Source organism: Psychrobacter piscatorii, assembly GCF_043641605.1.
GTDB lineage: Bacteria > Pseudomonadota > Gammaproteobacteria > Pseudomonadales > Moraxellaceae > Psychrobacter > Psychrobacter piscatorii_C.
Genome location: NZ_JBHZRK010000003.1, coordinates 214,353 through 226,942 on the forward strand (window position 1 = coordinate 214,353; position 12,590 = coordinate 226,942).

A 12,590-nucleotide genomic window follows, 5' to 3' on the forward strand; every position below is an offset into this window, starting at 1 on the left:
CAATCAACTCTATTATCAAACAAAAGGAATCATGATGAATCAAAATACTTCAGAAGTAGGACAAATTATCTCAGCAAATAATCTACCTGAGAGCCTGCCAGCCTTTACTAAAAAATCAAACGTGGCTGACAGTCGCTTAGGTGCCAAAGCGCTATTTGCTACTGATGATTTTTTTGCGGATAAAAGCCGTATTTTAAACCCTGATGCGCCTATTTTTGTGGTCGGAAAATTTGACGATAACGGTAAATGGATGGACGGCTGGGAGACGCGCCGCAAGCGTCATTTGGGCTATGATTATTTAATCATCCAACTGGCGCGTCCGACCAAAATCGCGGGTCTCGATATCGATACCAGTCACTTTACGGGTAACTTCCCCTCTTCCGCTAGTGTCGATGCTTTGTATGCGCCAGAACTATTACAGCAGACTGATACTGAACTTGCCAACCTAAACAAAGAAGACTGGGACAATAAAAATTGGCAGCCCCTTGTCGGCATGACCCCACTACAGGGCAATCATCATGAGTTTGTTGAAATTGACAACACGCTAACGGTCACCCATATCCGTTTGAATATTTATCCAGATGGCGGCGTGGCTCGATTGCGTGTCTATGGTGATATCCAACTTGATGCGAGCCTCAACACTCAAGGCGAGATACTTGACTTGGCAGGCGCGTTAAATGGCGGTCGTGCGATTGCCAGTAACGACGCGCATTTTGGTGAAGCCAGCAACTTACTGTTGCCAACCAAAGCGCCCAACATGGGTGATGGCTGGGAGACCCGTCGTCGCCGTGAACCAGGCAATGACTGGTGCATTATTGCCTTAGGTCAAGCGGGTGTTGTCGATTCTATCGAAATCGATACCGCTCATTTTAAAGGCAACTATCCTGATAAAGTCTCAATCCAAGCCGTCTACTCGCCAAATACACCAGAGCAAACGCTAGTAACTCAAAGTATGTTTTGGGACACGTTACTTGAGCCGCAAAAAACCAATGCGGATAATGTCCATACCTTTGGTAACGACAAGCTCCAGATAGATAAGCCTATCACCCATATCCGAGTCAATATCTTCCCCGATGGTGGTATCAGCCGCGTGCGCGTGTTCGGTAAAGTGGCAGATCATGTTAGTACTACTGATAATACAGAGGTTAAATAATGAGTGTCATTCTAACCGCTCAGCCTTTAACCAAAGCAGACTTTACCCCTTACGGCTCGGTTATCGAGCGCTATAGTGAGGAGGAGCAAACCGCTGACAACACTTATGAGATCAATAATGGCTATGCGGTTCGCCATCATGCGCTAGCCGAGAGTCAGCTTGAGGGTGGCACAGTCGGTATAAGTATCTTTCGAGCCAAGAAACGTGAGAATCCGATTGCACTATCAGTCATGGAATACCATCCGCTTGGGACGCAGGCATTTGTATCTATGGAGGGTCAGGACTATGTTGTCGTCGTTGCCAAAGCAGGCACGCCGCCGCAGTCGCCTGATGATCTAGCAGTGTTTTATGCTAAGTCGCATCAAGGTGTACAGTACGATGCTAATGTCTGGCATCATCCTCTACTCGCTCTTGGGAGTGACAGTGATTTCTTAGTTATTGATCGTATCAATGGTGAGGGTAATAATTGTCATGAGATAGATATTACGGATTGGCATGTGTCTATTGAGTTAGAAAATGAATCCAGTTAACTGAATAGAAAACAGTCTCATCCAACATGTACAAAATTAACGCCAGCTAATGTCTATTAGCTGGTTTTTCTATGTTTATTGCGTTGTTAAATCATATGCTTATCAATTGATTAAATCCCGTCAGACGACCCAATTTGGGGCACATGAATATCCATCTTGGTGCTTTTATAGCGCATCTGATACTTCGAAAAACATTGTTTGCCACATGTATCTAAATTCATGGACACTGTCTCTCTCATTTGAGAATAGTTAAGGACTATTTTGCTTATTTTTACCTTTATTAATGGCCAATAAGACTAAAAGTTAAACAACTCTGTAGATGATAGCTTTTCAGTTCATTTGTGGCACAGTTATTGAATGCTCTTTAGTAGTAAGCATTTAAGCGCTATCACTCAACCGTTATCTGAAAGACAGTGGGTTAATAGTTTGTTTACTGGCAAATAATAACGATGCAGTTTTAGGACAATCAACAATCAATTGTACATAAAGGGGTCATATTTTGCGTTTTGATTTATTAACGAGCTTATCCTGTTATACCAAATCATCTAGCCAGAAGCTAGCTTTACTCAAACCATTGTCGATAGCAGCTGTTACTATCGCTACTTTGGGTAGTATGTCTAGCATCCATGCCAAGACTTTCTTCACTGATACGAGTGTCTCCGTACTTTACGGCGGTGATTATGACCTCGTAGAAGATGGTGAGCTGACGACCGTTACATTAGAGCATGCTTCTGCGCACGACTGGGGCGGTGTGTTCTTCTTTGTCGATCGAAACCAAGGTGCCGATGATATTGAAAACAATAGATTTAGAGAAACTTATGGTGAGCTGTCTCCTACGTTCAAAATAGCAACTTTTAATGATAGCTTTATTAAGCAAGTCAATTTAGCCGCTACTTATGAATTTGGCTCAAACAGTACTGGGTTTGATCAAGACAACTATTTGGTTGGTATTGGTGCAGATCTAAATATCCCTATTCCAGGGACAACATACGCGTCTGCAACGCTATACCATGCTTTTAATGACAATATCGATGATGATCAACAAATCACCTTGACCTACGGTTGGGAGCGTAACAATTTTGTAGTGGACGGTTTTATCGATTATTCATTTAACAACGATGATATTGAAGATAACATTCATATCAATCCGCAAATTAAATACAATCTACAAGAGGTGCTCGGTATTGATAACCGCCTAGAAGTCGGCATGGAGTATAGTTATTGGAAGAACAAATACGGTGTCGATGGTGTCAATCAAAGCGCCCCTAGCGCCCTAGTAAAGTTCCATTTTTAACGCCGGATAAAAACATCTTTATTCGTAAAAACCTCTGCTTCTATCTGGTAGAAGCAGGGGTTTTTATTTCTAATTAGATATCTACTGGCTGCGCTATTGGTGCAAGCATACACTGATATATCTGTCCTATAAGGCAGCGCTGCTATAGCGACTCACGCCTGCAACGACTGTCTGTTCGATCACTCTATCATCACCTAGCATCATGAGTACAAACAGCTGCTCCTCAAGTGATTTGGTCTGTGCCATACGTCGCTCAAGCAGCTCGGTCGCCTTCATATCGATGACGACAAAATCGGCTTCTTTATTGGGCATAAAGTTACCAATCTTATCATCCAATAGCAGCGACTGTGCATTGCCCAAAGTAATCTGATATAACCCTTGGTGCGCTGACAACTGATTGCTCTGTAGTTGCTGGATTTTGTACGCCTCTGATAACGTCGTGAGCATAGACAAACTCGTGCCTGCTCCAACATCAGTGGCGATACTGACACCGGTATAACTTAAGGTCTTGGGTAAATCGAACAGCCCACTACCCAAAAACAGATTAGACGTTGGACAATGTGATATCTGTGTGCCAGTCTCGCGTAGACGCTCGTATTCTGGGGTCTCAAGGTAGATACCATGCGCCAAAGTCGTGCGCCGACCTAACAGACCCATATCATCATAGACATCGAGATAACCTTTGTGATTGGGATACATCTGCTGAACAAAAGCAACCTCATCGCGGTTTTCTGCTAGATGCGTCTGCAAATAGACACTATCGTAGCTGGTATATAACTCGCCTGCTAGCCGTAGCTGCTTCGGTGTCGAGGTAATCGCAAAGCGCGGGGTAATGGCAACATGCTGACGCCCGCGCTCATGCCAATTATCAATGATATTTTGAGTGTCACGGATACTTTGCTCAGCAGGCACACATAGCGGCTCAGGCGCATTTTGGTCCATCAGGACATTGCCCGTGATCATACGCGTATTGAGCCTATGGCTTTCAGCAAAAAACGCCTCGGCGGATAATGGATGACTGGTCGCAAAAACCATCGCACTGGTCGTGCCATTGGCAAGTAATTGGTTCAAAAAAAACTGCGCGGTGTCATGTGCCACTTTTGGATCACCAAAGTTGGCTTCCGTCACAAAGGTATAATTATTGAGCCAGTCGAGCAGTTGCTCACCATAAGCGGCGATCATATCTATCTGCGGATAGTGAACATGGGTATCGATAAAACCCGGCATGATGAGTTTGTGCCGATGGTCGTGTACTTTAACTGCTGGCTTGCCCTCTGCATTAGCGTACTTTGATAGGATAGTTTTGCTATGACCGTACTCTACAATGCGTCCTGTCACATCATCTACAACAAGCGCACCATCAGCAATATATTCAGGGTAAATGCGCTCGCCTGCAGTCACTGGTAATAGCGTCGTGCTTTGATCAATGGTTGATACTTGTGCATAATCAGGTTGATTGGTGTTCGCTATTTTAGAGGGTGTACGCTCAGTACGATCGCTTTCGGTCAAATAATGCAGCAGTCGAGCTTTATAAATATGTAGGGTCATTGGGTGGTCTCACATGGCTTGATAATGCTGAACATTTTAATTAAAAGTGACAAAATGATATTGAGTCCATAAAAAATCAGATAGCAGCCTGGTGATAACACTGTAGTAGCTGCGCCACGATAGACACGGCCACCGCCATCGGCTCTTTGCCGCCGATGGGTAATCCGATTGGCATGACGAGCTGATTCACTAATGACTCACTATAACCGCGCTGAATCAAACGGTCTCTAAAACGCTTGGCTTTGGTGGCTGAGGCAATACAGCCTATATAGGGTAGTGAGGTATATGAGCGCTTATCATCAGATGAGCTGGTATCAGAAATAGTATCTAATGCTGCTCGTACCAGCTCAAAATCCACACTATGGTCATGAGTCATAACCAAAATAAAACGCTGACCACCCTGCTCGATAAATGGACGCACAAAATCTACAGGCTCCTCATCGATATGCGGACGGATATGCCTTGGTAGCTGGTAGGATGGTGATCGGTTCGGTGTGGGGTTTTGGTAGGAACTGTCTACTTGGTCCGTTTTACTGGAGTTATCTTTATCCATTAAATAACGCGCAAACATTTCTGGCCGACTGTCCACCCAATCTACCTGACATGGCAATTCAGCAAGGATGGTCATGAGTGCTGAGGCCACATGCCCTGCCCCAAATACCAGTACTGACATCGGCGGTGTCACATTAAAGCACTCGAACATAACAGTGACGCTACCGCCGCAGCATTGGGCCAATTTTGCGCCCAGCGGGTAATGTTTGGTATAAACCGTGTCACGGCGTACCGCTTTAGAAGGGGTTAGCGCGCTTGTATCATTAGCTTCATAAACTTTTGGTTTGACTTCTTTTGATACTGTCGCTGCGATTTTACCATTCAATAACTGACGAGCAGTGGCAATCACATCGTGCTCGAGACCGCCGCCGCCCAACGTATCTACGATGCCATCCTGCGTGACGATCATCTTTGCCTGTAGTGCACGCGGGGCCGAACCATTTACAGCCACGACCGTTGCCAACACATGAGCCATGCCTTGCTGCTGATATCGTGCCAAACCTTCATACCAGATAACTGGCGGTGCCAATGACTCACTCACTGTGCGCAGGACCTCTTGCCCCTGCGACATTGGGGTGCTCTATCGCTTCTGGCTGCTCATCAGTCTGTTTGCCAGCTACCTCTTTTGGATCGATATCTTTGGCATGGCGTACATCTTGCGGCATGACTTTGTCGTTATAGAGATCGCCCTTTTCTTCTACACCTTCAACAAGGCTATCCATCGTATCCTTGTCCGCTTTGGTCTCTAGGTCCCAAGACGAACCTTCCATACGCATAACTGCTTTTAATACGGCTTCTGGTGTCGCAGGCATTGTCAGCTCTGGATTTTTTTGATAATCACCAAGACTAGCCACGGCATTATTGAGAGCGCACCAGACACTGGCAGCCAACATAAACGGCGGCTCGCCCACAGCTTTAGAATTATAGATAGTTTGTTCTTCGTTTTTGCGGTCATACAGTTTCACATTCCACTGCTTAGGCAAGTCATGCGCGGTTGGGATTTTATAATTGGCAGGACTGTCGGATGCCAGCTTTCCTTTATCATTCCAGATCAGCTCTTCTGCTGTGAGCCAGCCCATTCCTTGCACAAAACCGCCTTCAATCTGACCGATGTCAATGGCAGGATTGATCGATTGCCCTGCATCGTGTAGCACGTCACAGCGCAGCACTTTGTACTCCCCTGTCAGCGTATCAATCTCAACCTCAGCGCAGGCAGCACCTAATGCAAAGTAAAAGAATGGACGTCCCCATGCTTTAGAACGATCATAAAATATCTTTGGTGTTTTGTAGTAGCCAGTAGACGATAGACTGATACGGTTCTGATACGATAGCTGAATCATTTCGGCAAAGGTTAGTGTCTCTTTGTCACCGATATAGACATGGTTTTTCTCAAAGCGTATATCTTCTTTTGCCACCTTAAAATGCTCAGCTGCAAACTCAACGATGCGCGCTTTGATGCTCAAGCAAGCATTTTGCGCCGCCTTACCATTAATATCGGTACCTGATGACGCTGCCGTTGGTGAAGTATTAGGCACTTTATCCGTACGAGTTGCGGATACTTTAACTGTGTCCAGATCCACATCAAATTCATTGGCGACAATCTGGGCGATTTTGATATATAGCCCTTGCCCCATCTCCGTACCACCGTGATTGAGATGAATACTGCCATCGGTATAAATATGTACCAGTGCGCCTGCCTGATTGAGCGTCTGCACCGTAAATGAGATACCGAATTTTACGGGCGTTAAAGCAAGCCCTAAGCGTTTATCACTGCCTTCTGCGGCGGCTTGTTTATTGGCTGCTATAATTTGCTGACGGCGCTTGTCGTAATCGCAATCGACTGCCAACTTGGTCATGATGGTAGCCAAATCGAAATGCTCAATGGTCTGACCGTAATGAGTACTTTGACCATCTTGATATAAGTTTGCTAGGCGCACTTGCAATGGATCTTGACCCAAGGTATAAGCAATGTGATCCATCATATATTCAGCAGTCATCAGCCCTTGTGGCCCGCCAAACCCTCGATAGGCCGTATTGGATACGGTATGCGTCTTGCAGCGATGACCTGCTACATGAGCCGCTGGATAATAATAGGCATTGTCACAATGGAACATTGCTCTATCAACGATGGCATCAGATAGGTCTGGCGCGTAACCACACAAGCCAGCCAATTGCATATCGACGCCCAATATACGACCAGACTCGTCTAAACCAACCTCATAACGATTGGCAAACTCATGGCGTTTGCCGGTCACGACCATATCATCCTGACGATCTAACCTCATACTGACAGGAACGTTATGACGTTTGGCAACGATACCGCATAGACAGGCCCATGCAGCAGCTTGCGTTTCTTTACCGCCAAACCCGCCACCCATACGGCGCACGACTGTGTTTACCGCATTGAATGGCAAGTCTGTCACTTCGGCGACCAGCTGCTGTACCTCGCTTGGATGCTGTGACGACGTGTACACTTCTAAGCCACCATCATCACACGGCACCACATAAGACACTTGTCCTTCGAGATAAAAGTGCTCTTGCCCACGCATATGAATATGGCCTTCGATGCGAATTGGTGAGTCCTCAAGCGCAGTCGCCGCGTCACCACGTTTCATAAAATGACTCGGACGCACAAAAAACTCTTGCTCTAGCGCTTTATCGATACTAAGTACCGCTGGCAATGGCTCATACTCCACCACTGCCTTGGTGGCCGCTTTTTTGGCAGCGCGATGACTGTTCGCCACCACTACAAACAGTGTCTGACCCACATACTCTGTGATGTCCTCCACCATCAATGGCTCGCCGTCGAACACCGCACCGATATCGGTCTGCGCCGGTAAATCTTTAAAACTTAAAACATCTACCACCCCATCTGCATCTTTGACAGCGCTCAAATCCATACTTAATACACGTGCGTGAGCGTGGCTGCTTTTACCTATTGCCAGATGTAGCGTGCCTTGCGGTTTTGCAATATCATCCACATAAGTTGCTGTCCCCATGACATGGCTAATCGCACTATCATGCTTAGCCGAGGTACCAATTTTGTTTTTTGGCGGACGCACGCGGCGGATACTATAACTGTCAAATAAGGACGAATGATGGCTCATGGCGGATCTCTTCTATTAGGACACTTTTATTAATGCTCTTTTATTCTTGGCAAATATAACGATAAGGCGGTATTAGCAATTTACAACTCTGCTAATTAAGTAGTCTCAGTCTGCATATCCGCTACCAATTGTTTACCGCACTTCACGAGTAGACGCTGCACCACATGTGAGCGATATTCACGGCTGGCTCTGACATCAGTCATCGGCGTGACATCTTTAGATAGGATTTGTGCCGCCTGCTCAAAACTTGCAACTTCAGCCGCTTGCCCAATAAGCGCTTGCTGACAGGTTGTGGCTAATAATGGTATGGCAGCCATGCCACCAAGCCCAAGTTTTGCATTCTCGATGGTCTTACCATCTGCTGATACATCAATGCGTGCTGCAAGCAGACAAGCTGAGATATCATCTTCATAGCGTTTGCTAATCTTATGGATAAATAAATGCTGATTGTCGTGCATCAAAGGAACATGGATAGCGACTACGTAGCTGCCTGCTTGCAGTTTGGTCTTTTTATAATCTAAGAAAAATTCTGATAACGGTATAATCTCATCCGTATAAATCTCATTGCTATTATCTAAATCATTATCTGACTCTTCACGATTAGGCGCGCAATGACGCAGATGAATTGATGCATCTAATGCCAATAAAATCGGTGGTAAATCACCAATTGGCGACGCATTGGCTATATTGCCGCCGATGGTGCCCATGTTACGAATTTGCGGAGAAGCAATACGCTCAAATACTTGCGCAAAGCTTGGAAAATACTGCTCAAGCACAGGCAACATCTGCTGATAGCTCATGCCAGCACCTAGTACTAGCGACTGACTTTGAGTTTGTCCGCCAGTCGATGTGTCACTAGTTGCATCTGATAGCGACCAAGATTTTAGCGCCTCAATACCTGATAGCTGAATAATGACCTCGTGATCGATTAAATGCTGCGTCACACTCAATCCCAAATCCGTACCGCCTGCCCAAATGGTAGCTTTTCGATGGGTAGCTAATACCTGATTAAGCTCATCTAATGTTTTAGGCATATATAACTGTCGCCCAGCATCATTAAGTGCAGGGGCAATCGCTTTCGACTCTTCATTCTTTAATTCGACGTTATCTGGCACGTTTTCAGATATTGCTGATTCTTTTATACTACACATCGCGTCTGTGGCTAGACTGATAGTCAAGTCTTTCACCGCTGAATGCTCCGCCTCTCTCTGCTGACCGATATCGCTCATCAGTAGGCCTGCCTCGATAATCGGACGATAACCTGTACAGCGACATAGGTTACCAGATATCGACGCAACCACTTCATCATAGCTCAACTGCTTGGCATCACTCTGACTTGCTGCTTCTGAACTTGTCTGCATACGATTATTTTCGTAGACGCAGGCCAGTGACATCACAAATCCAGGGGTACAAAAACCGCACTGTGATCCGTGACATTCAACCATCGCTTGCTGCGCTGGATGTAATAGGGCGCGCTCTGGATGATGCTCAGGATTGTCCGCCAGATAAGAGGCCGTCATAAGATGATGACCGTCCATCAGGGACACTAGCGTAATACAGGAATTAATCGTATGGAATGGTGGCGTAGCATTTTTTTCGTTGCCATTTTCAGCACTAAGCGTTTGCTGACTAGTGCTAGGCAGGCGCTGAACCATTACCGTACAGGCACCGCAATCACCACTACCACAGCCTTCCTTCGTATCCGTTTGGCCTTCATGCAATCGTAGATACTCAAGCACTGTCGTATTGGGGTTAAGCTGGGTTAGCTCATGGTATTTTCCATTGAGATAAAAACTAATCATAGCAAGGCTCGGCTAAAATAATGAAAGTGATTATAAGACTGAGAAGCATTAGTGGCTTGGGTAAGAAAGGTAAGCGCTTAATCTATATTTTGCTGCAACCGCTCAAGTAAGTTTATCGGCAAGTACGTTTTTAGTTTTTAATATACTTACTATTTATTCTATGTCGCATTTGTAGCATGTCGATGATTTTGATATCGCACACTCTTTTATAGCAAATAAATCGACCATAAGTAGCAGTAATTATCAGAAGCTTTTGCCAAAAACTAGCACTAGAATATACCTGACTATTTGGTCAGCTTTCAACATATTATCACTATTCTTATTTACAATACAACCCATTCAAATATCTGTCGATACTGCCAAAGAATTGACCTTCAATCTGCTATCTGATAGCCGCTATCAATCCTAACAGCAGAGATTTATAAGACTTGTAATGTTAGTCATTGATATAGCTAATGCAAACGCACAGTAGACAAGTTACGTCATGACTGAATAAATAATCTCTTTGAAAACAAAGATAAGCACATGCACCGCTTTTAAATTTATATAACCGACCTGTTTTTATATATAATACCTAAAAATAAACCTTACTTTCGACTGTCATCGCTTCTGACGATAGACAGACAAGATATATTATTGGGTAATATATCGTCTCTGAGATACTATTATGAAGTCACTTACCTCTATTTGTATGCTGATAGCGACGCTGATGCTGACCGGTTGCCAATACTTCCAATTTGTTGACAATCCTATTCCTGTTAAGCCTGTACCGACTAATCTGGTTGCTCCATAAACTGGTCACGCCATAACATTGACATAAAAAAAGCAGACATCAATGGTGTCTGCTTTTTTACTGGATTAGCCTGTCACCTACGGTATTATCTAGCGCTTACTATCCGCTGGCTGATGTTTAATAATAGTTTTAGCCAAATGATCACCAAACCAAATAGCCGTATCAATATCTCCTTTCCCTGGCGTTTCTTCAGGTGGCCCATCAAGCGACTGCGTCATCAAACCCAAAAAGCTAGATAGACGGTTGAGATCGTGCGTCTCATGACCTGTCGGCATGAGTGGCAGACCAATCCAATTCATACCATGCTGCATGGCATATAGAGAAATCTGCTGTAGTACGGCAAGTTTATCACCGCTTAGGCCGCCTGAGTTGGCAAAAGCTGCGGCCCATTTGCCTTCCCACTTGCGGTTATACCAACGCTTTGAGGTTTCATCCATAAAGGTTTTGAATTCAGCAGTTACGCTGCCCATATATACCGCGCTACCAAAAACCAATAGATCTGCCTGATCTAAGTAATCCCAGTCAATATCATAAATATCAACAGCTTTTGCTTGCGCCTCTGGTAATTGCTGATGCGCGCCTTGTACAATCGCTTCAGCGACACGCTTGGTATGACCATAATTGCTATGGAAAATCACGGCAATTGATACGTTAGGCGTACTATCAGTAGATATTTTTGAGGATTCGACAGTTGTATTCATACAGACTCTAATAATGACAATAATGGTTAAATAAAAATAATATAGTGTACGAGTGCACAACGACTCAGCGCACTCAATAGGTTTGTTAGTTATCAGCTGACACTTACATAGCGGCGCGGCGCACAATCACAAGCGCCATACGTCCCGTTGCAGGCTGCTGCATATGCGTTTGACGACGATAAGAATAGTAATGCCGATCTGCATAGCTACAACTGATAGGTTCTTTATTATCTATCGACACGCCAGCGGCTTTTAATTGATCAGCGGCCAGTTTTGGTAAGTTTAGCTTAACTTTGTCCGTGTGTACTGTAGCGCAATTCGATAGTTTATCAACTGCCTTATGTAAATGCTGAGTATCGCTATGATTTTCAAGACCACTATCTGAGCGTATTATGTATAAACTATCAAAATTATCACTATCTGACGCTGTTAGTAATTGATTATCTAAGCAACCAGCCAATAATTGGTCACGAACTTGATAACCTACTTCATAATTAGCCTGACTGATACACACCCCTATCCAAGCCTGTATAGCCTCTGAATCAGTAAAGCGCTCAACAGTCTCTCGAATCACGCCGCACGCCAATCCTTGCCAGCCTGCATGAATGGCCGCGATTTTACCGCTGGCGGGCTGGTATAAAACAATCGGCACACAATCTGCCGTCATTATCGCCAGTCCACGACCATTTTGCTTGCTAATTATGGCGTCAGCCGCCATTGGTGCCATGCTCAAAGGCGTCGTATCAATATCATGGATCTGTTTGCCATGAACCTGACTGACCCAATGTAAGCTGTGAATAGCAGTATGTTGCTCAGCTTGTGATGACTCATTTGCCATCTGGGTATTAATCGCAGCCAACAGACTCATACGATTATCTAATACCTTTGCCGCGTCATCGTTGACATGCAGGCCTAGATTTAGCGCGCCATAATTTGCTTGATGGTTCGCTTGACTGTCAAGCCCTCTTTGCTGGCTTGCGGCAGCAGGTTCGTCAATATTATTCGGCGCAAAAGCAGCCGTTTGAAAAACAGCCATGTCATCCATTTGCGCGAGCATAGTCATTGGAAAATTATCTGTCATCGGAAGCTTGTTTGTCACGACTGCCTCAT

At 44.9% G+C, this 12,590-nt stretch carries 10 protein-coding genes; 4 read left to right on the forward strand and 6 right to left on the reverse strand.

Annotated features, from left to right (window positions below):
- Window positions 1-34 precede the first annotated feature (34 nt).
- The 3 genes from alc to ACHUET_RS04600 all read left to right on the forward strand — a co-directional run bounded on the left by alc (window position 35) and on the right by ACHUET_RS04600 (window position 2,977).
- On the forward strand, window positions 35-1,153 hold the full coding sequence (gene alc, locus ACHUET_RS04590; RefSeq protein WP_394211108.1) for an allantoicase: 1,119 nt from the start codon (window positions 35-37) through the stop codon (window positions 1,151-1,153).
- Window positions 1,153-1,683, forward strand: coding sequence for an ureidoglycolate lyase (locus tag ACHUET_RS04595; RefSeq protein ID WP_394211031.1), 531 nt, complete (start codon window positions 1,153-1,155; stop codon window positions 1,681-1,683). Before alc ends, ACHUET_RS04595 begins: the two co-directional genes overlap by 1 nt.
- 613 nt (window positions 1,684-2,296) lie before the next feature.
- Window positions 2,297-2,977, forward strand: coding sequence for a DUF5020 family protein (locus ACHUET_RS04600; protein WP_394211033.1), 681 nt, complete (start codon window positions 2,297-2,299; stop codon window positions 2,975-2,977).
- Between the two features lie 126 nt (window positions 2,978-3,103).
- On the opposite strand, the gene guaD is transcribed toward ACHUET_RS04600, so the two are convergent.
- From guaD to ACHUET_RS04620, 4 genes are all read right to left on the reverse strand, one after another.
- Window positions 3,104-4,525: a guanine deaminase gene (gene guaD / locus ACHUET_RS04605; protein ID WP_394211035.1), complete on the reverse strand. Its 1,422-nt coding sequence runs from the start codon at window positions 4,523-4,525 to the stop codon at window positions 3,104-3,106.
- 76 nt (window positions 4,526-4,601) lie between these two features.
- On the reverse strand, window positions 4,602-5,618 hold the full coding sequence (locus tag ACHUET_RS04610) for an XdhC family protein (protein WP_394211037.1): 1,017 nt from the start codon (window positions 5,616-5,618) through the stop codon (window positions 4,602-4,604).
- Complete coding sequence (xdhB, locus tag ACHUET_RS04615; protein WP_394211039.1) at window positions 5,611-8,184, reverse strand: xanthine dehydrogenase molybdopterin binding subunit; 2,574 nt, start codon at window positions 8,182-8,184, stop codon at window positions 5,611-5,613. Before xdhB ends, ACHUET_RS04610 begins: the two co-directional genes overlap by 8 nt.
- A 95-nt stretch (window positions 8,185-8,279) precedes the next feature.
- Complete coding sequence (locus tag ACHUET_RS04620; RefSeq protein ID WP_394211041.1) at window positions 8,280-9,986, reverse strand: xanthine dehydrogenase small subunit; 1,707 nt, start codon at window positions 9,984-9,986, stop codon at window positions 8,280-8,282.
- A gap of 667 nt (window positions 9,987-10,653) precedes the next feature.
- On the opposite strand from ACHUET_RS04620, the gene ACHUET_RS04625 reads away from it, so the two are divergent.
- Window positions 10,654-10,779: a hypothetical protein gene (locus ACHUET_RS04625; protein WP_394211043.1), complete on the forward strand. Its 126-nt coding sequence runs from the start codon at window positions 10,654-10,656 to the stop codon at window positions 10,777-10,779.
- A gap of 89 nt (window positions 10,780-10,868) precedes the next feature.
- Here the strand turns inward: ACHUET_RS04625 and ACHUET_RS04630 are convergent, their stop codons facing one another.
- Entirely contained in the window at window positions 10,869-11,480 is a 612-nt protein-coding gene (locus ACHUET_RS04630; RefSeq protein WP_394211044.1) for a flavodoxin family protein, read from the reverse strand.
- A 103-nt stretch (window positions 11,481-11,583) separates the two neighbouring features.
- Window positions 11,584-12,579: a purine nucleoside phosphorylase YfiH/LACC1 family protein gene (locus ACHUET_RS04635; protein WP_394211046.1), complete on the reverse strand. Its 996-nt coding sequence runs from the start codon at window positions 12,577-12,579 to the stop codon at window positions 11,584-11,586.
- Window positions 12,580-12,590: the final 11 nt, after the last annotated feature.

Coding starts and splice junctions, on each gene's coding strand:
- alc (WP_394211108.1), top strand. CDS start 35: ATGAATCAAAATACTTCAGAAGTAGGACAAATTATCTCAGCAAATAAT.
- xdhB (WP_394211039.1), bottom strand. CDS start 8,184: ATGAGCCATCATTCGTCCTTATTTGACAGTTATAGTATCCGCCGCGTG.
- guaD (WP_394211035.1), bottom strand. CDS start 4,525: ATGACCCTACATATTTATAAAGCTCGACTGCTGCATTATTTGACCGAA.
- ACHUET_RS04625 (WP_394211043.1), top strand. CDS start 10,654: ATGAAGTCACTTACCTCTATTTGTATGCTGATAGCGACGCTGATGCTG.
- ACHUET_RS04630 (WP_394211044.1), bottom strand. CDS start 11,480: ATGAATACAACTGTCGAATCCTCAAAAATATCTACTGATAGTACGCCT.
- ACHUET_RS04620 (WP_394211041.1), bottom strand. CDS start 9,986: ATGATTAGTTTTTATCTCAATGGAAAATACCATGAGCTAACCCAGCTT.
- ACHUET_RS04595 (WP_394211031.1), top strand. CDS start 1,153: ATGAGTGTCATTCTAACCGCTCAGCCTTTAACCAAAGCAGACTTTACC.
- ACHUET_RS04600 (WP_394211033.1), top strand. CDS start 2,297: ATGTCTAGCATCCATGCCAAGACTTTCTTCACTGATACGAGTGTCTCC.